Raw genomic sequence first — 22,116 nt, 5'->3', positions numbered from 1 at the left:
AATAGTAATCAGAAGCATAATCGGTAAGGTGGCATTTTATATATATAAATCAATTACTTATAAAAAATATCAATTTATTCATAACCCCGCTTTTAATGAAAACGGGCACTGGGCAGCTCGCTAAGGACGTCCTCAACCCCGCTAATTAATTTCGCTCCATCTTGAATCAGTCGATGGGAGCCGGCGTAAAGGGGCGAGGAAATGGGGCCGGGAACGACAAAGACCTCTCGGCCTAGGTGTGAACTAAGGTAGGCGGTAATTAAGGACCCCGATCTTTGAGCGGCCTCAATCACAACCGTGCCGAGGGATAGGGCAGCAATAATGCGATTACGTCTTGGAAAATGAAAGCCTTTGGGGCCGATGCCTGGGGGGTATTCTGAAATTAATAGCCCTTCTTTTGCAATCTCTTTTGCTAGGACTTGATGCTCGGATGGGTAGACACGGTCGAGACCGTTGCCACAAACCGCAATCGTTTTGCTCGGGCCATCTAAATCTAATATGCTGCGGTGGGCGGCGCTGTCGATACCGTAGGCAAGACCAGAGACGATGTGATATCCCGCAAGCCCAAGACCGGCCGCAAAATGTTGGGCATATAGCAAGCCGGCCCTGGAGGCCCTTCGGGCGCCGACAATAGCTAACATGGGCTGTCTTAATAGAGCAATATTGCCTATATAGAATAGTTTGCGTGGGGGATCACTCAGATCACAAAGACGCTTCGGATAGTCGGCCGAATCTTGGCTTAGGCAACAGATCGAGGGGAAGTAGTCTTCAGATGAGAGGGTGGTGGGTTTGCTCATGAGATTATTTTTGCTGAGCCCTCGGCCTCTGCCAAGAAGGTCAACCTGATTTGTTTGTAAGATAATCGGAATATGTCTGTCTTATCGATTCTTAATTACCCAGACCAGCGCCTACATACGATTGCAAAACCGGTGGCGTCAGTAGATGCACGTATTCAGCAAATTGTTGCTGATATGGCTGAGACAATGTATGAGGCTTCCGGTATTGGTTTGGCCGCTACGCAAGTTGATATTCATGAGCGCATCATCGTGATCGACACCTCGGAAGAGCGAGATGCTCTGATGGTTTTTATTAACCCCGAACTAATTTGGGCAAGCCCAGAAAAAAAATCGTGGCGTGAGGGTTGCCTTTCGGTGCCGGATTTCTTTGATGAAGTTGAGCGTCCCGAACGAATTAAGATCAAGTCACTTAATCAAGAGGGCCAATTCTTTGAACTCGAGGCTGACGGACTTTTGGCGGTTTGCTTGCAGCATGAGATGGATCATTTGCAAGGTAAGGTTTTTGTCGAATATCTTTCCCCATTAAAGCGGAGTCGCATTTCATTAAAACTCAAGAAGCGAGCAAAAGAATTGATTGGGCTTCGTTAAACGCAGACCATTGCAAATGAAAATCATTTTTGCGGGCACCCCCGATTTTGCAGCTGAGGCATTACGCGCACTAATGAATGCAGGGCACGAAATTGTGGCGGTGCTTACTCAGCCCGATCGACCAGCAGGTCGGGGCATGCACCTCCAAGCAAGCCCTATCAAGCTGCTTGCCCAAGAAAAAAATATTCCAGTTTGGCAGCCTCTCAGCTTGAACATTCATGCGCACGATCCCCAAAAGCAGCAGGATGCAAAAGAAGCGCTTGCGCAGCTGATGCAAATACAGTTTGATGTAATGGTAGTGGTTGCATATGGACTGATTTTGCCTAGCGAGGTTTTACAAGTAGCTGAACGCGATGGGCGCTTTGCCTGCTTTAATATTCATGCCTCTTTACTGCCGCGTTGGCGTGGAGCGGCACCCATTCAGCGAGCCATCGAAGCAGGTGATACCAAAACAGGCGTCGCTATTATGAAGATGGAGGCAGGACTTGATACCGGGCCAGTATTAATTAGTAAAGAGCTTGAGATCAGCCCTGTGGAAACTAGTCAATCTCTGCACGATCGCTTGGCTAAACTGGGTGGCGACTTAATCGTAGAAGCATTAAGCAGAATTGCTTCAGGCGACATTCATCTTTTGCCACAAAGCAAGGAAGGACTTAGTTATGCCAATAAGATTTTGAAGGCAGAGGCTTTAATTGATTGGCATAAAACAGCCCAAGAGATTGATCGCAAGGTGCGCGCCTTTAATCCTTTTCCGGTGGCAAGCACACAACTTGACGGAGAGTTGATTAAGATTTGGAGGGTTCGCTTACCCAAACCCCAGCAGCAAGATGCCTTTGGAGCACAGAAGCTACCTGGATCTATTGTTGGCCAAAGCGCCGAAGGTTTTTGGGTTCAGTGTAAAGATCAGTGTCTTGAGGTACTAGAACTGCAAAAGCCTGGTGGTAAAAAGATACCAGCGCGAACATGGTTTTTAGCAAACACAACAAACCCACTTAAGCAGTTTTTGAGTGAATCCCATAAGATGATTGATTAGGAATATAGATGATGGGCTGTGCGCGCCCTCATCAACAGAGAAAAAAAGGGGATATATGTTTAATCTTATGAAAACCGCAATTTTGATGGCGGCGATCACAGCCCTGTTTATTGTGATTGGTGGAATGTTGGGCGGTCATGAAGGCATGGTCTTGGCTTTGTTGTTTGCTCTAGCTATGAACTTCTTTAGTTATTGGTTCTCAGACAAGATGGTCTTGCGGATGACTAATGCACAAGAGGTAGACCAGAACTCCGCACCGCAGTTTTATGGGCTTGTGAAGGAGTTGGCAGCCAAAGCGGAGCTGCCGATGCCCAAGGTTTACTTAATTAATGAAGACTCACCAAATGCCTTTGCAACGGGGCGCAATCCGGAGCATGCAGCCGTAGCAGCAACCACTGGAATTCTCCGCATCTTATCGAATCGCGAGTTGCGTGGCGTGATGGCCCACGAATTAGCCCACGTGAAGCACCGCGACATTTTAATCTCTACGATTGCAGCAACGATGGCCGGTGCAATCTCTGCGCTTGCCAATATGGCTATGTTGTTTGGTAGCCGAGGCTCGGACGGACGTTCTGGGAATCCAATTGCGGGTATCTTGGTCGCAATTCTTGCGCCAATGGCGGCAGGCTTAATTCAGATGAGTATCTCGCGCGCGCGCGAGTATGAGGCTGATCGGGGGGGCGCAGAGATCGCACAAGATCCTGAAGCCCTTGCCTCGGCGCTTGACAAAATACATCGCTATGCGAGCGGCATACCATTTGATGCGGTTGAGCATCATCCAGAAACGGCGCAAATGATGATCATGAATCCACTGACAGCTTCCGGACTATCGCAGCTTTTTTCAACGCATCCCGCAACGGCAGATCGTGTGGCGCGCTTAATGGAAATGGCGCGAACAGGAAGTTATCCTGGATAAACGGATAAAGGGTGTAGGCGCGGCAACCCACAGTGCCGCGCTTGCCCAGGTACTGCTTGGCTCGGCTAACGCCATCGAGCAAATTATTTATGAGGGGCGCTCATTAAGCCAGGTTCTTGACACCCTCGATCCTAAATTGCGACCAGCGATACAGTCTGTTACCTTTGCGGCCTTACGTTCTTGGGCGCATGCGCAAAAACGCATTCAGAAACTGGTCCCCAAAAAACCCAGCAAAGAAGTTGATCTACTCTTGAGCGTGTCGTGTACTCTTATTCTTGGCCAAGAGCGCGGAGACATGCAAAATCGTTATCCGGCACACACAATAGTGAACGAGGCAGTGAAGGCGGCAGGTAGCTCGCCAAAGACCCAGTTTGCGCAAGGACTGATAAATGCGGTCTTGCGCAAAATAGCTGTTTCAAGCAAAGATGAAGATCTTGTCGGCCAAGGGTTTGGTATTACTTTCCCAAGATGGTGGCTTGAGCAATTACAAGCCGCTTATCCAAAAGAATGGCAGGGCATTTGTATAGAGCAAGGCAAGAGACCCCCTCTAGTGCTTCGGATCAATACTAATAAGATCAGCCTTATCGACTATTACGTTTTATTAGAATCAAAAGAAATTTCATACAGACGCATTGAGCATTTGAGTGGCATAGCACTTGATACTGCGATAGTGATTCAAGAGCCGATTCCGGTATCGCAGATACCCGGATTTGATGAGGGGCTCGTTTCTGTTCAAGATGCGGGAGCCCAGCTAGCGACTCTATTGTTGAACCCACAGGCGGGGGATCATATATTGGATGCGTGTGCGGCGCCTGGTGGCAAGACCGCACATATAGCAGAGCACATGGGTTCAAATCAATATCAATTGCTTGCCTTGGAGATTGATGCCGAGCGCCTTAAAAAGGTTGAGGGCGCTCTTGAGCGGCTTAGTTTGCCAAAGAAATGCATTGCCTTAAAGCAAGGAAGCGCTAGTCGGCAAGACTGGTGGGACGGACAGTTTTTTGACAAAATACTCTGCGATGTACCCTGTTCGGCCTCTGGGATTGTGAGGCGCCATCCGGACATTGTCTTCTTGAGACGCAAAGAGGATATCGCCGCGTTTGTTAAGACCCAACGGGCAATCCTAGAGAACGCTTGGCGTATGCTAAAGCCCGGCGGCTCTCTTTTATATGTGACCTGCTCCGTATTTCCAGAAGAGGGAGAAGAGCAAATAGCGTGGTTTTTATCTCAGCACCCGAATGCTTTACGATTAGAGTCCCCCGGGCAATTACTGTCCGACCAAGACCATGATGGATTCTTCTTCGGCTTGCTAAGCAAGAACAAGGAATAAAGTAATAAGGAATGATGGGTTTACTACGCAAAATTAGCTTAAGCCTCATTTTTGCCCTTGCTATCTGTATGGGTTCGCTTGCTCATTCACAGGGTATTGTTGTTAAACAGGCGGAGCTAGAGAAGATCGATGCGGGTTGGTTGCTTAATGCAAATTTTTCGATCGCACTGCCGGCGGGACTTGAGAACGCCCTAAAAAAAGGGGTGACCTTACATTTTGTGACCGAGTTTCAGCTTACGCATGGACGTTGGTACTGGTTTGATGAGAAGGCCGTGAAAGTAGAGCGCCAAATCCGTTTATCGCATCAACCGCTCATCAATCAATATCGCATCACGGTCGGTGACTTTACATTTAGTGCAGCAAGCCTAGCCGAAGCGTTGCGAGCAACTGGAACGGTAGGCGGGTGGAGCGTCATTGAGACTGCCGCAATTAGTCCCACCAAACAATATGAGGCAGCAGTGCGTCTCACCTTGGACTTGGGCAAACTTCCCAAACCTTTTCAGGTCGATGCCCTCAATAGCAAAGACTGGTCACTCTCGGGTGAGTGGCTACGATTCCCATTTAATGCCACGATGGGTAATGTTGTGGGACGGAAATAGTGGATATTCTTGCGACCCTCACCAGCAAAGATCTGATTAAGCGCAGAGCATTGCCAGTGCTGACCGTATTTGCTGGCCTGATTGCCTTGGTGCTTTTACTCCTGCTGTCTACCGCAACCTCAAACACAGAGTTTTTTGATGGTTACTTCATTTGGCTATATGCCGCCAATATTGTTGTCGGAGGCCTGTTATTGCTATCCATTGTCGTATTGGTAGTGGTGATCAGTATCCGTTGGCGGAAGGGGCGCTTTGGTACTCGCTTGATTGCTAAATTAGCCATGATCTTTGCTTTAGTCGGAGTGGTACCCGGAATCATTTTATACAGCGTGTCTTGGCAATTCGTCTCTAAAAGTATCGAGACCTGGTTTGATGTCAAGGTTGAGTCGGCCCTCAACTCAGGTCTGGAGCTAGGTCGAGTCACCTTAAGAATCGCTCAAGAGGAGATATTGTCAGAGGGCAAGTTTATTGCTGAGCAGATTGTGCAGGTTCCCGCGGGCACCACCTCTGAGCAGGTCGGCAGTATGGTCGTCAAAATCCGCAATCAGTTTGGGATACAGGAAGTGAGCCTCTTTAATCTGCAGCGCACATTGATCCTAAGCACTGAGCCTAATCCTAAGGGTTATTTTCCAGCACCTAGTGCAGAAGTAGTGGCTGAGGCATTTAAGAAGAATGGCATTACCTTCTTAGATGAAATTGATATTGAGCAGGGACAGCATGGTTATCGAGTAAGGGCTATTGTGCCAATCACTCGACAAAAGGCTGTGCCCAGCAAGGCAGGGTCTAGTAAAACGGCCGAGGATAAATATTTCTTGCAATTGGTGCGCTTTATTCCGGCGCCACTGGCCAAGAACATCTTTGCCGTCGAGTCCGCTTATAGTGAATATCAGGAGAAGGCTCTGGGTCGGTTAGGTTTGCGCAAGATGTATATTGGCACCCTCACGCTCACCCTCTTTTTTGCCTTATTTGTAGCAGTAACTCTGGCTCTTTTACTGGGTCGGCAGTTGGCGCAGCCTTTACTAATGCTCTTGCGCGGCACTCAGGCTGTGGCCCAAGGGGATCTATCCCCCAAACCAGAGCTTGATACGGGTGACGAACTTGGCATGCTCACCCGCCAATTTAATGTCATGACCAAGCAACTCTCAGATGCACGCACTTCCTTGCAAGAGTCCAAATCTTTTCTTGAAACGGTCTTAGGAAGTCTAACGGCTGGCGTCTGTATTTTTGATAAGCACTTTAATCTCGCATCGAGTAATCCCGGGGCAGCAAAAATTTTGGGGACCGACTTACTGGTGCTTACTGGGAAGCCATTGAGCAGCAGTCCAGCGCTCCAAGAGTTTGAGGCTGCAGTTCGCGAAGGATTTGAAACCCAGAACTTAATAGCCCCTGTTGCAAACGCAGATTATGGCGCTGGGGGGCCGGTATGGCAAAAGCAGGTTCAAATCCACCCCGTGAATGAGTACGAGAACGATTTGGGGTCAACTCTATTTGTACGAGGCACACAGCTCTCATCCGAATTAAAGATGATTGTGTTTGACGATATTAGTGACGTGATCGCTGCTCAGCGCTCAATCGCTTGGAGCGAAGTAGCAAGACGCTTGGCCCACGAGATCAAAAATCCATTAACACCGATCCAGCTCTCTGCTGAGCGCTTACAGCATAAGTTGCAGGACCAATTAAACCCAGAGCAAGCAGAAATGATCGAGCGCAGCACTAATACCATCATTGGGCAAGTTCAGGCCATGAAACAAATGGTCAATGAGTTTAGGGATTTTGCCAAAACTCCTACGCCCAACTTAACTGCGCTGGATCTAAATTCCTTAATAAAAGAGATTATGGGGCTCTATGAAGGAAGCGCTATCAAGACAACTTTTGCCAGCGATTGTCCGCGGGTGATGGGCGATCCAACCCAAATACGCCAAGTTATCCACAACCTTTTACAAAATGCTCAAGATGCAAGCCTAGAAGCAGGGCATGCAGAAGGGGGCGTTGAGATTAAAACGGAGTTGGTGCCCATGGGCGACGTGGAGCAAAGTAAGTTTGCAGTGCGCATGACAATTACGGACAGCGGCCCAGGTTTTCAGGCTAAGATATTGGCAAGAGCATTTGAGCCGTACATCACCACTAAGGTTAAGGGAACCGGGCTTGGTTTGGCGGTAGTGAAAAAAATTATTGATGATCACGGTGCAAAAATTGAGATCAATAATCGTAAACAGGGAGATGCGGTGTTGGGCGCCCAGATATCCATTTTGTTTGTAAATCTTGCGAAAGAGGTTGCATAAGCATGGCTAGTATTTTGGTGGTGGATGACGAGATGGGAATCCGAGAGTTACTCCATGAGATCTTGACCGAGGAGGGGCATACGGTTTATCCCGCCGAGAGCGCCATGCAGGCCCGGGCAGTGCGCGAGCAAATGGAGCCCGATCTTGTCCTCCTGGATATCTGGATGCCCGATACCGACGGAATTACGCTTTTAAAGGAATGGGCCCGCGATAATTTATTAACGATGCCCGTTGTGATGATGTCAGGCCACGCAACAATCGACACAGCGGTTGAGGCAACCCGAATTGGAGCCCTTAATTTCTTAGAGAAACCAATTGCTTTACAAAAGCTCTTAAAGACCGTTAGCAAAGCTCTAGAGAGAGGCTCACTTAAAAAGCCAGATAGCGAGACTCCAATAGCAGAAACAAATTCACTCGAGTTACCAAAAGGCAGTAATTCGGATGAGTATATTGGCGGCATTGCAAAGAGCTACTTTGATTTACCCCTAAGGGAGTCGCGCGACCTCTTTGAGAAAGCCTATTTTGAATTCCAAATGCTAGTAACCGGCGGCAGCATGAAAAAAATCTCAGAGTTCACCGGGCTAGAGAGGACCCACCTCTATCGTAAGCTAAAGGCCCTTGGGATAGACGTCAGTAAATACAAAGGCGAGTGATGCTCTATAATCGCAAGTCTTGGCCTGGTAGCTCAGTCGGTAGAGCAGAGGATTGAAAATCCTTGTGTCGGTGGTTCGATTCCGCCCCGGGCCACCAAGATTCTATAAACCACCTTCGGGTGGTTTTTCCATTATTATTGGCTCGATATCATAAAGCGATTAGTCAAGGAAATATTTATGACAATAAAAAAGACATATTGGGCACTTATATCAACATTGGCTTTTGGGTTTATGCCATTAGCATGGGCTCAACAAAATACTACTTCCTCCCCATTAGAAACGAACAGCTCTGTTGAAAGCTCAGTCAATCCTTCAAAGTTGGTTAGGGTAAACATAGAATTTTCTGCGTTTGCTAATTCAATCGCCCTCGGGGGCACGACGATCTTAGTTGATCAAAATCCTGTGTGTAAGTCTCAGATTGCCTCTGATATATGCTCTTTCCAAATTACTCCAGGTAAACATGAAATTACCCTAAACACTCATACTGATACAGGAACTTTTACAGAGAAATATGATTTTGAGTTAGGAAAAATTTATACTTTTGATGTGGTAACGGATGTTGGAAATTCAGTCCTTAATATGTTTATACCGTTTGGCGCAGCAATTTTTAGTAAAAAAGGTAGCGATGCTCAAATTAAACTCAATTTAGTAAGTACTAAACAAGAAGGTGGGTAAAAGGACAATTAGGATCAATCGTCCTCAGCCCCGGTCGATTCCGCCCCAGGCCACCAAACTCAAATAATGCCCTGCTTCTGCGGGGCATTTTCTTTTGGGTTTGGCTGGGTTCAGCGCCATTAGTCTCGGATATCCCCATCAAGAAACGTACTTTAAAAGGACAGTTTTGTGACAGGAAATTTGTCATCCCTCAATCACTTAAGTGTTGCTTTTTAATACTAGTTTCTATATTTCCGCCTGAAAAAGAATTATTTTGACTATAAGAGGAATAGACTGAACTTCTACAAAGCGCTGGGAGTCTGATGATGGATAAAAGATATGAATCTAAAGAACAGCATATAGCAGAGCTCACGATCAAAAACCGAAGACTTGCTAATAGAGCCAAAGCCATGGAAAAATTAATTACAGGCTGGAATGAGGCAAACACCCTATTAGTAGCTAAGCTTAAGCCAAAACTAAGTCTTAAGGACTACGAAAAGTCCATCAACTATCAACCAAGCGGCTCATTTAAATTAATTTGGTAGGTGGCTAAGTATTTTCCATATTTTTTCAATTACAGAGTTGATGGTGGAATAAAGATCTTCGCCCTCATCCTCAGAGTAAAGCTGCTTATCTTTAAGGTGAATAGTAATCTCAACAGTATTTCTTAGGGCTTTTTCAACTGTAATATCGATGAATAAAAAAACAGTAGCCATAGTAGATTCATCGAATTGATTACGAATTTTTTGTAAGCGGTTATCGATATAGGCTTTGACTATAGGTAATTTAGCAAAAGAATTACCCTCATACTTAATGCCTATAGACGAAAGATTCCTCGCTTTATCAGGCGAACCATCAAGCCGCACTGGGACCTTAAAATCGATAGCAAGGTAAGTTTTATTTTCTTGTATGACCCTCACCCTCGCTTTATTGCATTAATTTTTGTGTTGATATTGCCGTAGACCTTCCAATACTTAAGTTCTTCAAATAGCTTATCCAGATCTGCATAAGATAAGTTCTTCATATCTTGTAGGGTGAATGAGTCACCTGCCTCTAGTTTTTGTACAGCATCAACATATGTCAGTTCGGCCATCTAGATCCTCTTGTTTTATCAATGATTATTCTGAATAAGATAAGCCGAATAGCGTGTCACTTGCCAAGTTCAAGTTGGCAAATGTAATAAATCTGACTTATGGGTGTAAAAGGTACATGATGTTAGATGGACAAGAGAGCACTCTAGGGGGATTTGACTATCAACCAATTCGTGATCGAGCGTTTCCATTTAGCTTTTAGAGCTGGACTGATCAATCGGTTTGGGGAAATACCTACGGCCAGTAAATTAGCGATTGAATTTAATCTTCGTAATTTTCAGTCAAATCCAATTAGCCGTGAATCGGCGAGAAAATGGATCAATGGCCAATCCATGCCAGAGACAGCAAGACTGAAGGCTTTAATCGGCTGGCTTAACTTAGACGCGGCGTTTATTTACTCTACGACTATCACTGAAAAAGCGAGTATTCCTGTAGCGATTGATAGTCAGAAAAATATGGCAAAAGTAGAGGCCTATGAACGACGAAAAATAGAAGGTTTGGCACAAGCTGCTTTGAACTTTGTATCGCCTCTGACGGCTGTATTAAATACAGAGGGCATCATTATTTTGGTTAATAGTGCATGGCGATCTGCTGCCATGCTATATCCAAAGTTAAAGGGAGGAAGCCTAGGATGCGAGGGCGTCAATTATCTTGCTGTTTGTGAGAAAGCAATGGGACTGGGCTCTGAAGAAGCGAATAAAGTGGCCAGTTTTATTCGTGCAGTTATTGCGGAACATTCGAAAACGTTTACTTCAAAATATCCTTGTCACAGCAATGGAGATAAAAGATGGTTTGAGGTCAAGGTATCTGCCTACAAACACTTGGATGACGTGTGTTGTGTTGTTACCCATATGCCGATTACTGAAGCAACGTTTAAGAAGAAAAAACTGATTGGGCAACCCTTACGGAAATAACCTTTAAAAAACATTTGTGTTTATGCGGGTTTCATCTGTGCCAATTAATGTGGCATAGTTTATGCATAGCTATAAGTAAGTAAATCTTTTAAAGGGGTGCTTATGTCAAATACCGATTCTTTATGGCTATTTTTAATACTGTGCTGTTTTGTCCTGGCAATACAGGCTACTTAAACCGGTAATTATTGCCGCAGAAGTAGGGGTTTTGTTATCCCTTCATGCCATGTCGTTTAAAACGACAGTCTAGGAATAGAGTCAGGCATCCTAAGGCCCTGGTTCGATTCCGCCCCGGGCCACCAAGATTCTTAATAGCCCACTTGTTGGGCTATTTTTATTGCTTGCTATAACTGTCCGCATGGGCTAGATACCCAATGCGGCTTTTAATATAACCCTTATGTCACGCTGGGCAAAAGTATTAAAACCCTTTTGCTCCAATACATTCCTTTCCATATCAGATTCTAAAAAGTGAATACATATTTCAACAACCTTATCTGGAGATATAAATTTAGCCGCCTCCAAAAACTCAGGCTCTATATAGGTATTTGGATCAATGGTTGCAATCACAGCTTTTTTATTTGCGAGTAAATACGACACTCTAACAATTTCAAAGATTCGAGTAAAATCATATAAATTAATATTTAATACAACTTTTGATCTGGCAATCAACTGATCTCTAGCCTCGCCATAAAAACCACTTGCAAATATTGTGCTGATGCCTGCGTTTGAAAGTTGGTGAAATATCTCTAATCTTTTTTTACCAGTTAATCCATAAATCAATACATCTATATCTTGTGTATGCGGTTTCGGTATTCTTGTAAGTGTTGGCGCATAAGCCACAGGTACCACTTGAACATTTTTTGCGCCCATCAATTCCCAGGCCAGAAGGTTGGATGGGCTGTACTCCCATACTTGGAACTTATTGGAATAAAAATGAACCTCAGGACGAATTTGGTCTTTAGACGAGCCACGTATCTGTTCTAAGTTATAAATAATCGTATTTCCGGGCAATTTTTCTAAAACCCCAATCGGCAGTACTTGGGCGCCAAAAATAATATTAATCGATTCTGGGTCAAAATTATTAAGGGCATAGGTAACGGATTGCCCCAACTCTTTAAGACCCCACTCAATTGATTGAATTACTTCTCTATAACCATAGAGCCCATGCATTCTTGGGTGTGGTACGCAATGCATGAGATGAAATTTCATGGCAATCATATTTATTAAAATAGGTATTAATATATTTTACGTGTAATTTAAAATAAATTTCATGTAGTGGTGGCGAGGACTCCAAGGATGTTCCATCCCTGCGCTAGTCAAGCTTCATGACCGACACATTAACTATCGCACGCCTCGTGTCGGTCAAATGCTTCTTCCAAATCAACCCCATACAAAGAACAAGTTGATTTTGTGAGCAAATTTTACATGGTGGGAGAACCAGATGCTTGAAAAGCAAAATCGTTATAGCTGAACGGATTGAAAATCCTTTTGTCGGTGGTTCGATTCCGCCCCGGGCCACCAAATTCAAATAATGCCCTGCTCATGCGGGGCATTTTCTTTTGGTCTGGCAGGCTTGCTTCTTTCAATTAATATACATACAATGTACATATGAGTTCACTGCGATTTGAATGGGAGCCCAAAAAAGCTTCGGCCAATTTGAAAAAACACGGCATTTCGTTTGAAGAGGCGAAATCCGTGTTTTATGATGAAAGCGCCAAGTTAATTTCTGATCCTGATCATTCGGAAGATGAAGACAGATTTATTTTGCTCGGGGTAAGCCATTCTCTTCGTGTAATTTTGGTTTGTCATTGTTATCGAAGTGAGGGTAATGTCATTCGGGTTATTTCGGCTCGTAAGGCAACCGTCAAAGAGACAAAAACTTATAAAAGGTGATGAATATGCGCAAAGAATATGATTTCTCAAAAGCTCGTAAAAATCCATATGCTTCTATGCTCAAGAAGCCTATTACCATTAGATTAGATGAGGACTCAGTGAGCTACTTCAAGGCTGTATCCCAAGAGGTGGGCATTCCTTATCAAAGCCTAATCAACCTCTATTTGAGAGATTGTGCGGCCACTCATAAGAAACTAAATCTTGGTTGGAAGTAGTCTGGAGATCGGATCGAACATCCTTGGCTCTCTCTAATACCGCCCTAGGCCACCAAGATTCTATAAACCACCTTCGGGTGGTTTTTTATTTGATTAAACAGAAAGGCTATAGGTATTTGTGTATATTGAATGTAGTTAAAGCTCTTTTTGTAACCCATGCCTAAACTTGTATATAAATTAACCAATTAAATGATTGTCTTGACATGCATTGCAATGATTAATCTACTATCTCTTTGATCATGTATTTTAAGAGCATATTTTCTGAAGGAAAAAAATGATAACAAAAAAAAGGTATTGCGCATTCAGGCCGTCGTAATGCTCTTAGACTTGGCTTGGGCGCTGCATCTATTGCAACATTTACATCCGCAACAACAGCAGAGGCCGCAACCCCCAAAACGCCCTTCGCGGTGAGCCAAACTTATATTCCGATTGCTGATAGCGCTCAGCAATTTCCGGTTAGACGGATTTATTGCATCGGACGAAATTATGCGACACATGCTATTGAGATGGGCTCTGACCCAACCCGGGAGCCGCCTTTTTTCTTCCAGAAGCCAAGTGATGCAATTCAGTATGTAGCACCAAATAAAATTGTGGAACACCCCTACCCTACTTTGACGAAAAACTATCATTACGAAGTAGAGTTGGTGGCTGCTATAAAAACAGGCGGTAAAATATTTCGTCAGAAAAAGCCCTGGATCACGTATTTGGCTATGCATTGGGATTGGACATGACGCGTCGTGACCTACAGCGCTTTATGGGTGATCAGAAAAAGCCGTGGGAAATTGGTAAATCTTTTGATCATTCAGCGCCGATCGGCCCCCTTTTTTCAGTAGGAAAAATTGGCCATCAGAAAAGCGCCAACATTTCTCTATCCGTGAATGGTGATATCAAGCAAAAGGCTAACCTTAATCAGATGATTTGGTCAGTCGCAGAACAAATTGCAAAATTATCAGAGGCCAATGAGCTATTCCCGGGCGATATTATTTACTCAGGAACGCCAGAGAACGTTGGACCGGTTGTGCGAGGCGATATCCTCCGGTGCAAGTTAGACGGCTTTCCGGATCTGGTAATTAAAATCGTTTAGCCCTTTATTCCATTAATTGGCTAAGGCAATGCTAAGCACACCTTCTCGGGAAACATATTAGTAAAGTAACGGCTAGCATGTCTTAATTTGCTGGGAATTACATAGTAGCGTCTCTAACCAAGCTTTAACAAGGCGACGCCCAGCACGATTAGGGCTCCGCCAACCCAGCGTATTGCAATATTGGGGTCTCCAAAAACCAGAACGCCAATCGTAAAGGTGCCAACTGCGCCAATCGAAGTCCATACTGCATAAGCCGTACCAATTGGTATCTCTTTGAGCGAGTACCACAGCAATAATCCGCTGAGGGCCATGCTAACAATAGCCAACAGAAGCCCCCAGGCTTTCATATTAGGCAGATCGGATAGTTTGAGACCCAGTGGCCAGCCAATCTCACAAAGGCCAGCTAGCAAGAGTGCAATCCAGTAGATGCTCATTAAAAAACTCAATCAGAATATAAAAATGCTTAAGTAGGCTAGCATAGCAAAGATGAAAATATTTTTAACTGGGGCAGAAGGCTTTATTGGCAGTAAGGTATTAGAGCGCTTACACGCTGAAGGGCATGGGCTTAGCGCCGCCGTTCGTTCAGTTCAGGAAGAGAAACGATTGCAGGCGCTGGGGATTGAGACAGTTAGAGGTAATTTATGCGATGAAATCGATCTACATGCAGCACTAAAGGGCCATGAGGCAGTGATTCATTGTGCGGCGTATGTGCGCTTGTGGGGTCCACGAGCAACATTTCAAGGAGTGAATGTCGAACTCACCAAGAAATTAATTGCAGCATCACAAGTGGCAGGAATAAAACGTTTTATTCATATGAGTACGGCGAGTGTAGTTCTAAATGAACGACGCCCACTATACGATGCAGAAGAAAGTCTACCATTGTGTAATCGCAATGAGATGCCCTATGCGCAGTCCAAAGCGCAAGCAGAGGAGGCGGTGCTGGGTGCCAACACAACACAACTAGCAACAGTAGTGCTTCGCCCAGCATTTGTATGGGGAAAAGGAGACCTAATCGATCGACAGATTGGGCCTGCTGCTAATCATGGAAAGTTCGGTTGGTTTAATCAAGGAGAGTATTTGTATTCAAGCTGTTATATCGGTAATTTATGCGAAGCAATTTCTTTGGCCGTGCAAAGCTCGGTAAAGGCAGAAGCATTTTTTATAGCTGACAACGAGACCCTGCGTTTTCGTGACTGGATGACTCAGCGTTTGCGCGTTGGTCATTACCGCGTGCCAACATTCTCAATTCCCAGGGCACTGGCCTGGCCATTTGCACGATTTACCGAGAATGGTTGGAATTATTTACCACTGAAGAGTGATCCGCCGTTAGTTCGTGAGGCGGTTCGAGCGACGGGCTATCCCCTGACACTCTCCATAGAGAAGGCAAAACGCATTCTTTCGTATCGAGCACCCTATTCGATCGAAGAGGGTATGGCGGCCATTGCCACCTCTCAAGAGGACCAAGACTAAAGCGGGGCGGCGAAGGAGAAGAAAGTGAGTAATTTCGTAATATGAAACAACTTGCTGAAAAATGAAATCACATGCAATGAAAACAAGCAGATGGGCCACATTATTTATATAACTAATTGATTTATATAGATTTAATTTTCAAATCACTATGCTACATTGAACCTATCAAATTATTTAACCTATGGAGGATTCATGAATAGCAAATTAGTTCAAGAGGCACCTTACCACCCTGGATATGAAGACGCATCCTTTGAGTCGGCAGAAAATCCAATAATGACCGAGCTAAATCAATATCGCAAAATGAATGCACGGTATATGGAGACGGCTAAAAAGATTGTAGAGTTCTTGGGATCAGGAAGCAAAGCTGCTGCTTAGTCTGATTGCTTAGCCCACTTAAAACCACCTTCGGGTGGTTTTTTATTTTTAAGCCAATTCGAAACAAGAGACCAGATCAATAAACACCCACATAATAATGCGATGCATTGGAGCAAAGAAAGCAAGAAAACAAATCTTGTATATTAGGAAGAATTCAAAGTAGTATGACTCGGAAATCATATGCCTGCTAATAATAAAAAACTAGATCTTGAGCGGCTATTTGAACAAAATCGTTCATGGATTAAGAAGGTCACCGACGATGATCCTGACTACTTTTCACGCTTAGTGGATCAACAAAACCCAGAGTATCTATGGATCGGTTGCTCAGACTCCCGCGTGCCAGCAAACCAAATCGTTGGATTAAAGCCTGGTGAAGTATTTGTCCATCGAAATATTGCCAATATGGTGGTGCATACCGACTTCAATGCCTTATCAGTGATTCAGTTTGCGATCGATCGATTAAAAGTAAAACATATTATTGTGGTTGGGCATTATGGCTGTTCCGGCATTGAGGCTGCAATGAATAATGTTCGGATTGGGATTGCTGACAATTGGATACGCCACATTAAAGATGTTCATGACAAACATAATCGTGAGCTTAGTAATATTCATGATCAACATAAACGACTAGATCGATTATGCGAACTCAATGTGCTTGAGCAAGTAGTTAACATTGGCCAAACCAATATCGTGCAAGATGCTTGGTCAAAGGGGCAGGGGATCTCAATCCATGGATGTATTTATAGCTTGTGTGATGGGGTCCTGATGGATCTAGACACAACCGTCACCGATTCCAATGAGCTAAACCAGCGCTATCTGCGGTTATTATCGAAGTAAGCACCAAACAAGTAGGGCTATATGAGTATTACAGTCATCGGAATCTTTAAAACACTTTCTTTAGAGGACTTCGAACTCTATCGAAGCCAAGTTGGCATAAGCATTGCGCTATATGGTGGATCGGTAGTCCGTCGAGGCGAGTGCGCAGAACCATTTTGGAATCAATTAAATACAAATTCTTTTGATACCTTTGTCGAGCTCTCATTTCCGAATATGGACGATGCTAAACGTTGGTCAGAAAGTCCAGAATACTCAGCATTGCTGCCAGTTCGGGAGCGCGCTATGGAGCTTACTTTATTTGCAGTGAAGACCTAAAAGCGTTCATTTTTATCAAGCACACGCCACTGCCCTACAGGGAGGGAACCAAGCGCAAGCTGACCAATGCGGATTCTCTTTAGTCCAATGACCTCAAGATTAACTAATTCACACATCCTCCGGATTTGCCGTTTTCGCCCTTCGCGCAATACAAAGCGCAATTGATCCTCGTTTTGCCAACTTACTTTCGCAGGCTTAAGCGCTTTGCCATCAAGTGATAGACCATGTTGTAATGAGCGCAGGCCTGCATCAGAGAGTTGACCAGAAACCCGCACTAAATATTCTTTCTCAATCGGACTATCTTCCCCAATTAATAATTTAGCAATGCGACCATCCTGAGTTAGTACCAGCAATCCAGATGAATCAATATCAAGACGCCCGGCAGGGGCTAGCCCACGAAAATGAAGTCGCTGTGTTTGATCGGGTGCGGCTGCAAATTGGTTCTCGGGGGTAATTAAAGATGCCGCAGGTTTATATTGCTGTTCATCATCTAAATGTGAGATATAGCCAACAGGCTTATTTAACAAAAGGGTGAGACGTTGCTCTTGTTGACGTTTAGCCCCTGCTCGAAGTGCTATGGTTTGATGTCGATAGGCTCTAGTACCAAGCTCATGTATAGGCTCACCATCTACGGTCACCAAGCCCTGCTCAATATAAGAATCAGCCTCTCTGCGCGAACAAAGACCGAGCTCAGACAGTAGTTTAGAGACCCTGATTTTTTCCACTATGCACTCATTTACGCAGCTGTGCTTGACGACGAATAATCTCAGCCTCAATCTTTTTTAAAGTAAGGTCATTAGGATTTTGCCAATTACCACCAGATTGATTCACCATATAAACAAGGGAGGCGGCAAAATCTACTACGCTTAGATCAGGTTTGCCGCCTTTTGCAGGCATTCCACGCACGCCCACATACCCATGAGCGGTTAGCTGCACTTGTCCTTCCTTAATGAGGGGAGCCCATTTAGCCTTATCACCAAGACTGGGAGCACCTGCAACCCCAGCAGAATGACATACCGCACAAACAGTTTTATAGGTATTTTCTGCAGGGCTTGCCCAGCTGTTGGACGAAAAATAAATCGAGGATAAAAAAACAGATAAAACAATCAATTTAATTTTTTTCATTCACGGTCACCTTGCTCCGGTAAATATTTAATCCAGTAAGATGAATAAAACAACCAAAATTGAGTCTCTATGAATCGTTTTATTCGTTCCGTTCTTATTTTAAGTCTTATTGGCGTAGTTTTTGTCTCCGGATATACCTATTTCATGCTGAATTGGAGCTATGCGGAGGGCGAGCGAGCCGGCTATGTACAGAAGTTTTCAAAGCGCGGTTGGCTTTGTAAAACCTGGGAAGGAGAGCTCGCAATGGTCTCAATGCCCGGCACCATGTCAGAGAAATTCTTCTTTTCGGTGCGCGAAGATGCGGTCGCTAACAAAATAAACGCTAATATGGGGCGAAAAGTTGCCCTGCAGTATGAACAACATGTTGGTTTACCAAGCAGCTGTTTTGGAGAAACTCCATATTTTGTTAAAGATTTATTGGTTTTAGAATAGCCTTAAGATAAAAACTTAGGCTCCAATTTTTTTATCAAGAATATTTATATTTGTAATATTTTGTGTTTACAATTGCATTGGCGCTAAAAGAATGCGCCAAACAATGAACAATCAACAAGGAGCTTCACTTGAATAAAGCAGAACTAATCGCAGCGATTGCTGACGATGCCGAAATTTCTAAAGCCAAAGCTGAGTATGCATTGAACTCTGCTATCGAGCACATCATTAAGGCAGTAACCAAGGGTGATTCTGTTCAATTAATCGGGTTTGGAACATTTGCCTCAGGAAAGCGCGCTGCACGGATGGGCCGCAATCCAAAAACTGGCGAGCCACTTAAAATCGCCGCCTCAAAGACCGTGAAGTTTTCTGCTGGTAAGGCATTTAAAGACTCTGTGAATAAGCGCAAGAAGTAATTCGCTGCTTTTATACAAACCCAGCTGCGGCTGGGTTTTTTCTTACCTGAACAGTTCGCTAACTTTGCACCAAGCGTCGATGGCGATGAATGCTCATGAGGATGCCTGCCCCAAAGCCAAGTGTTACAAGGGCTGTGCCGCCATAGCTGAGAAGCGGTAGAGGCACTCCAACAACTGGCAGCAGGCCGGTCACCATGCCGATGTTGACAAAGGCGTAGGTAAAAAAGATGAGGCTAATAGCGCCGCCAAGCAAACGTGTAAAGAGGGTTGGAGCCCCCATCGAAATGGTAAGACCGCGCTTGATCAAGGCAAAAAAGAGCAGAATTAAAACAAGGTTACCCAAAAACCCAAACTCTTCTGCAAAAACCGCAAAGACAAAATCAGTATGTTTCTCGGGAATAAATTCGAGGTGTGATTGCGTTCCTTCGCGCCAGCCTTTACCAAAAAATCCTCCAGAGCCAACCGCAATCATTGCTTGAATCGTATGAAATCCACGGCCCAAGGGATCATTAGAGGGATCTAATAGAGTACAGACCCGATTTTTTTGATACTCTCGAATAAGGGGCCAGCTGACATCAGGTGCGCAAATGCTGCTACTAAAAACAATAAGCATAAGAATGGCGATGCCGCCCGCTGCAATAATAGGCACAATCCAGCGCCATGGCAAACCGGCTAAGATAATCACATAAAGCCCAGCAGCAAGAACTAAAAGGGCTGTTCCTAAATCAGGCTGGCGGGCAATTAAAAAAACTGGTAAGGCTAGAATGAGTCCAGCAACAAGATAGTCAAGGGTAGAGCGAATACCCTCACGTTTTTGAAAATACCAAGCTAACATTAATGGCACAGCTATTTTCATAATTTCGGATGGTTGAATCGTAATGCCCAAATTTATCCATCGACGAGCTCCCTTTTTGATAAGGCCAAAGATGGCCACAGCAATTAGCAGGGCAATGCCGATGCCATAGACCCAAACTGCCGCCATCTCTAACCACTTTGGAGGAATTTGCGAGACGATACACATAATGACAAAAGCAATGAACAAATTACGGATTTGATCAACAATCGCAACAGGCGTCCCTTGCCCGGCTGATAAAAATACAATAAAGCTAATTCCAGCTAGGCCAAGAAAAATAAAGCCAAGTTGAGGATCAAAGCCCCGAAAGGCATAAAAAATAATAGACTTTACTTTGGCTAGGGCACTCTTTTCCACTCGGGGATCTCCTTTGGCCATTTGCCGTCAATATAGTAATCCAGAGCTTTGCGCGCAATGGGCGCGGCATGTTGTGCTCCAAAACCAGAGTTCTCAACAATCATGGCAATCGCAATTTTTGGCTTGTCGTTTGGTGCGTAGGCCACAAATAAAGCATGATCTCTTAAAAACTCAGGCGTGGTGGCGTGGTTATATGTTTTGGAATTTAAGCTAAAAACTTGCGCCGTGCCGGTCTTGCCGCCTGCAACAAAAGGAGCATTTCGGAATGAAGAAGCCGATGTACCCGATTTGTTAACCTCGACCATTGCCTTTTTAATGATCTCAACGTTTTCTGGTTTCAGGTCGATGCGATAACTTTCTTTAGGAGTAGTCAATTCTTTTTGGCGAGTGAAGGGATCCTCAATGGCTTTGGCAATATGGGGTTTCATGACCACGCCATAGTTGAGCACATTTGCAAGCCCATGGGCTAACTGCAAAATTGTGAATGCGTTATAGCCTTGTCCAATTCCCAGAGAAATCGTTTCACCGTCAAACCATTTTTGTTGATCTGGTTTTTTGAAGGCAGCCTTTTTCCAATCGGTCGATGGCAAAACTCCGCGGACCTCGCCATCTAAATCAATCCCAGTGATTTGACCAAAACCAAGCGGCTTCATAAAGTCATGCATCATGTTGACGCCCATATCACGTGCCAAGAGGTAATAGTACGTATCACAAGATTCCACGATGGACTTTTCCATATTGACCATGCCATGGCCGCCAACCTTATCATCCCGAAAGGTGTGATTGCCAAATGTAAAGAATCCGGGATCAGAAATGGAGTCTTCGGGCGCTCGCTTATTAAGTTCAAGAGCTGCTAAAGCCATAAAAGGCTTATAGGTGGATGCTGGTGGATAGATGCCTTTGAGGGGGCGGTTATACAGCGGTTTTTCCTTAGACTCGTTTAACTCTTTCCAGGTCGTTGCATCAATGCCTTCTACAAAATCATTAGGATTGAAATTGGGCTTTGACACAAATGCCAATACGTCACCCGTTTCTGGCTCGATCGCTACAAATGCACCTCGCCGTTTTCCATAGAGCTCTTCAACCAAGGCTTGTAATTTGATATCAATCGAGAGGATGACATTTTTCCCTGGGATAGAAGGCTTACTAGACAGGGTCCGCACCGGTTTGCCGCCGGCCGTAATCTCAACCTCATCGTAACCAGGAACGCCCCGCAAAACCCTTTCATAGGTTTGTTCAATACCAATCTTGCCAACATATTGAATCCCTGGCAAGAAGGCACTTTGCAGTGCATAGGGGTCATCGCTGCCCTTGGTGTTCTCAAGTTCGGTTTGCATCCGCTCTTTATCTTTAACAGACACTCGGCCTATGTAACCTATGAGATGTGAGGCTAATTCGTTATAGGGGTATTCACGAAAATTGCGGGCACTAACATCCACACCAGGAAAGCGATAGCGATTTGCTAAGAAACGTGCCATTTCGTTTTCGGTCAACATCGAGCGCAAAGGAAAGGTACCCATATTGCGTGAGTCCTCAAGCGCCCTCTTAAAATTTCGGCGATCGCGCGGGCCGATTTGGATAATCTCGCCCAGTTGATCGATGAGGGCATCTGGATTACCTTTAATTTGTGATGCATCCACCTCTAAAGTCAATGCAGAGTAATTGCGCCCAATAACAATGCCGTTGCGATCAATCAATAGTCCTCGATTGGCAGGGACTGGAACAATGGCGATGCGATTGCTTTCTGCTAGCGTAGAGTATTTGTTGTGACTAACGACCTGTAGCCAAAAGAGACGAAAAATTAATAGGCCAAAACAGATTGTGACGAATAGGATGGCAATGCGCACTCGCTCATGAAAAGAATATAAATCTGGCTTTTTAAGCGAGGGCATAAAA

At 44.7% G+C, this 22,116-nt stretch carries 27 protein-coding genes, 1 tRNA gene and 1 pseudogene; 20 read left to right on the top strand and 9 right to left on the bottom strand.

Annotated elements, in window-relative coordinates; all coding sequences use genetic code 11:
- Nucleotides 1–92: 92 nt before the first annotated feature.
- The gene (gene dprA, locus NKE59_RS09640) at nucleotides 93–797 is read right to left on the bottom strand and encodes a DNA-processing protein DprA (protein ID WP_353438800.1); all 705 of its coding nucleotides are present in this window, start codon (nucleotides 795–797) and stop codon (nucleotides 93–95) included.
- A gap of 72 nt (nucleotides 798–869) precedes the next feature.
- Here dprA and def point away from each other — a divergent pair, with 72 nt between their 5' ends.
- The 10 genes from def (at nucleotide 870) to NKE59_RS09590 (ending at nucleotide 9,394) form a co-directional block, all read left to right on the top strand.
- Nucleotides 870–1,385: a peptide deformylase gene (gene def, locus NKE59_RS09635; RefSeq protein ID WP_353438799.1), complete on the top strand. Its 516-nt coding sequence runs from the start codon at nucleotides 870–872 to the stop codon at nucleotides 1,383–1,385.
- Between the two features lie 16 nt (nucleotides 1,386–1,401).
- Nucleotides 1,402–2,418 (top strand): methionyl-tRNA formyltransferase, encoded by a 1,017-nt coding sequence (gene fmt, locus NKE59_RS09630; RefSeq protein ID WP_353438798.1) that lies wholly within the window; start codon nucleotides 1,402–1,404, stop codon nucleotides 2,416–2,418.
- 55 nt (nucleotides 2,419–2,473) lie between these two features.
- On the top strand, nucleotides 2,474–3,334 hold the full coding sequence (gene htpX, locus NKE59_RS09625) for a zinc metalloprotease HtpX (RefSeq protein ID WP_353438797.1): 861 nt from the start codon (nucleotides 2,474–2,476) through the stop codon (nucleotides 3,332–3,334).
- Complete coding sequence (gene rsmB, locus NKE59_RS09620) at nucleotides 3,324–4,664, top strand: 16S rRNA (cytosine(967)-C(5))-methyltransferase RsmB (protein ID WP_353439958.1); 1,341 nt, start codon at nucleotides 3,324–3,326, stop codon at nucleotides 4,662–4,664. The genes htpX and rsmB overlap by 11 nt, the downstream gene beginning before the upstream one ends.
- Before the next feature lie 11 nt (nucleotides 4,665–4,675).
- Entirely contained in the window at nucleotides 4,676–5,263 is a 588-nt protein-coding gene (locus NKE59_RS09615) for a DUF4390 domain-containing protein (protein ID WP_353438796.1), read from the top strand.
- Nucleotides 5,263–7,542 carry an ATP-binding protein gene (locus NKE59_RS09610; RefSeq protein ID WP_353438795.1) on the top strand — a complete coding sequence of 760 codons (2,280 nt, stop codon included), beginning with the start codon at nucleotides 5,263–5,265 and terminating at the stop codon, nucleotides 7,540–7,542. The genes NKE59_RS09615 and NKE59_RS09610 overlap by 1 nt, the downstream gene beginning before the upstream one ends.
- A gap of 2 nt (nucleotides 7,543–7,544) precedes the next feature.
- Nucleotides 7,545–8,195 carry a response regulator gene (locus tag NKE59_RS09605; protein WP_353438793.1) on the top strand — a complete coding sequence of 217 codons (651 nt, stop codon included), beginning with the start codon at nucleotides 7,545–7,547 and terminating at the stop codon, nucleotides 8,193–8,195.
- 21 nt (nucleotides 8,196–8,216) lie between these two features.
- Nucleotides 8,217–8,292: transfer RNA gene (locus NKE59_RS09600), tRNA-Phe, on the top strand.
- A gap of 80 nt (nucleotides 8,293–8,372) precedes the next feature.
- Complete coding sequence (locus NKE59_RS09595) at nucleotides 8,373–8,870, top strand: hypothetical protein (RefSeq protein WP_353438792.1); 498 nt, start codon at nucleotides 8,373–8,375, stop codon at nucleotides 8,868–8,870.
- Nucleotides 8,871–9,172: 302 nt separating this feature from the next.
- Entirely contained in the window at nucleotides 9,173–9,394 is a 222-nt protein-coding gene (locus NKE59_RS09590; protein ID WP_353438790.1) for a hypothetical protein, read from the top strand.
- On the opposite strand, the gene NKE59_RS09585 is transcribed toward NKE59_RS09590, so the two are convergent.
- Both NKE59_RS09585 and NKE59_RS09580 read right to left on the bottom strand, forming a co-directional pair.
- Nucleotides 9,383–9,769, bottom strand: a complete 387-nt coding sequence (locus tag NKE59_RS09585; protein WP_353438788.1) for an HPF/RaiA family ribosome-associated protein — start codon at nucleotides 9,767–9,769, stop codon at nucleotides 9,383–9,385. The genes NKE59_RS09590 and NKE59_RS09585 overlap by 12 nt on opposite strands.
- On the bottom strand, nucleotides 9,766–9,942 hold the full coding sequence (locus tag NKE59_RS09580; protein ID WP_353438787.1) for a hypothetical protein: 177 nt from the start codon (nucleotides 9,940–9,942) through the stop codon (nucleotides 9,766–9,768). Before NKE59_RS09580 ends, NKE59_RS09585 begins: the two co-directional genes overlap by 4 nt.
- A 153-nt stretch (nucleotides 9,943–10,095) precedes the next feature.
- On the opposite strand from NKE59_RS09580, the gene NKE59_RS09575 reads away from it, so the two are divergent.
- On the top strand, nucleotides 10,096–10,854 hold the full coding sequence (locus NKE59_RS09575) for a hypothetical protein (protein ID WP_353438786.1): 759 nt from the start codon (nucleotides 10,096–10,098) through the stop codon (nucleotides 10,852–10,854).
- A 360-nt stretch (nucleotides 10,855–11,214) separates the two neighbouring features.
- Here NKE59_RS09575 and NKE59_RS09570 read toward each other — a convergent pair whose 3' ends face one another.
- A complete protein-coding gene (locus tag NKE59_RS09570; protein WP_353438785.1) occupies nucleotides 11,215–12,060 on the bottom strand; it encodes a hypothetical protein in 846 nt (281 codons plus the stop codon).
- A 399-nt stretch (nucleotides 12,061–12,459) separates the two neighbouring features.
- Here NKE59_RS09570 and NKE59_RS09565 point away from each other — a divergent pair, with 399 nt between their 5' ends.
- From NKE59_RS09565 to NKE59_RS09555, 3 genes and pseudogenes are all read left to right on the top strand, one after another.
- Nucleotides 12,460–12,744: a BrnT family toxin gene (locus NKE59_RS09565; protein WP_353438783.1), complete on the top strand. Its 285-nt coding sequence runs from the start codon at nucleotides 12,460–12,462 to the stop codon at nucleotides 12,742–12,744.
- 5 nt (nucleotides 12,745–12,749) lie between these two features.
- Nucleotides 12,750–12,959 carry a BrnA antitoxin family protein gene (locus tag NKE59_RS09560; RefSeq protein ID WP_353438781.1) on the top strand — a complete coding sequence of 70 codons (210 nt, stop codon included), beginning with the start codon at nucleotides 12,750–12,752 and terminating at the stop codon, nucleotides 12,957–12,959.
- Nucleotides 12,960–13,306: 347 nt separating this feature from the next.
- A pseudogene (locus NKE59_RS09555) lies at nucleotides 13,307–14,043 on the top strand (fumarylacetoacetate hydrolase family protein).
- A gap of 113 nt (nucleotides 14,044–14,156) precedes the next feature.
- On the opposite strand, the gene NKE59_RS09550 reads toward NKE59_RS09555, so the two are convergent.
- Complete coding sequence (locus NKE59_RS09550) at nucleotides 14,157–14,477, bottom strand: multidrug efflux SMR transporter (protein WP_353438780.1); 321 nt, start codon at nucleotides 14,475–14,477, stop codon at nucleotides 14,157–14,159.
- A 52-nt stretch (nucleotides 14,478–14,529) separates the two neighbouring features.
- Between NKE59_RS09550 and NKE59_RS09545 the strand changes: the two genes are divergently transcribed.
- From NKE59_RS09545 to NKE59_RS09530, 4 genes are all read left to right on the top strand, one after another.
- Nucleotides 14,530–15,513 (top strand): NAD-dependent epimerase/dehydratase family protein, encoded by a 984-nt coding sequence (locus tag NKE59_RS09545; protein ID WP_353438779.1) that lies wholly within the window; start codon nucleotides 14,530–14,532, stop codon nucleotides 15,511–15,513.
- Between the two features lie 192 nt (nucleotides 15,514–15,705).
- Nucleotides 15,706–15,888: a hypothetical protein gene (locus NKE59_RS09540; RefSeq protein WP_353438778.1), complete on the top strand. Its 183-nt coding sequence runs from the start codon at nucleotides 15,706–15,708 to the stop codon at nucleotides 15,886–15,888.
- A gap of 180 nt (nucleotides 15,889–16,068) precedes the next feature.
- Nucleotides 16,069–16,725, top strand: a complete 657-nt coding sequence (can, locus tag NKE59_RS09535) for a carbonate dehydratase (RefSeq protein ID WP_353438777.1) — start codon at nucleotides 16,069–16,071, stop codon at nucleotides 16,723–16,725.
- A gap of 21 nt (nucleotides 16,726–16,746) precedes the next feature.
- On the top strand, nucleotides 16,747–17,040 hold the full coding sequence (locus tag NKE59_RS09530) for a DUF1330 domain-containing protein (protein ID WP_353438775.1): 294 nt from the start codon (nucleotides 16,747–16,749) through the stop codon (nucleotides 17,038–17,040).
- Here NKE59_RS09530 and NKE59_RS09525 read toward each other — a convergent pair.
- A complete protein-coding gene (locus NKE59_RS09525; protein WP_353438774.1) occupies nucleotides 17,037–17,765 on the bottom strand; it encodes a pseudouridine synthase in 729 nt (242 codons plus the stop codon). The two genes, NKE59_RS09530 and NKE59_RS09525, sit on opposite strands and share 4 nt — an antisense overlap.
- 7 nt (nucleotides 17,766–17,772) lie before the next feature.
- Complete coding sequence (locus NKE59_RS09520; RefSeq protein ID WP_353438772.1) at nucleotides 17,773–18,165, bottom strand: c-type cytochrome; 393 nt, start codon at nucleotides 18,163–18,165, stop codon at nucleotides 17,773–17,775.
- 69 nt (nucleotides 18,166–18,234) lie between these two features.
- On the opposite strand from NKE59_RS09520, the gene NKE59_RS09515 reads away from it, so the two are divergent.
- Both NKE59_RS09515 and NKE59_RS09510 read left to right on the top strand, forming a co-directional pair.
- Nucleotides 18,235–18,597: a hypothetical protein gene (locus NKE59_RS09515; RefSeq protein WP_353438771.1), complete on the top strand. Its 363-nt coding sequence runs from the start codon at nucleotides 18,235–18,237 to the stop codon at nucleotides 18,595–18,597.
- 128 nt (nucleotides 18,598–18,725) lie between these two features.
- Nucleotides 18,726–19,010, top strand: a complete 285-nt coding sequence (locus NKE59_RS09510; RefSeq protein ID WP_353438769.1) for an HU family DNA-binding protein — start codon at nucleotides 18,726–18,728, stop codon at nucleotides 19,008–19,010.
- Nucleotides 19,011–19,068: 58 nt separating this feature from the next.
- On the opposite strand, the gene rodA is transcribed toward NKE59_RS09510, so the two are convergent.
- Both rodA and mrdA read right to left on the bottom strand, forming a co-directional pair.
- The gene (gene rodA / locus NKE59_RS09505) at nucleotides 19,069–20,241 is read right to left on the bottom strand and encodes a rod shape-determining protein RodA (protein ID WP_353438768.1); all 1,173 of its coding nucleotides are present in this window, start codon (nucleotides 20,239–20,241) and stop codon (nucleotides 19,069–19,071) included.
- Nucleotides 20,202–22,112, bottom strand: a complete 1,911-nt coding sequence (gene mrdA / locus NKE59_RS09500; protein WP_353438767.1) for a penicillin-binding protein 2 — start codon at nucleotides 22,110–22,112, stop codon at nucleotides 20,202–20,204. Before mrdA ends, rodA begins: the two co-directional genes overlap by 40 nt.
- Between the last annotated feature and the right edge of the window lie 4 nt (nucleotides 22,113–22,116).

The organism is Polynucleobacter sp. UK-FUSCHL-C3 (genome assembly GCF_040409815.1).
GTDB lineage: Bacteria > Pseudomonadota > Gammaproteobacteria > Burkholderiales > Burkholderiaceae > Polynucleobacter.
This window is presented reverse-complemented; position numbering and strand designations above follow the sequence as displayed.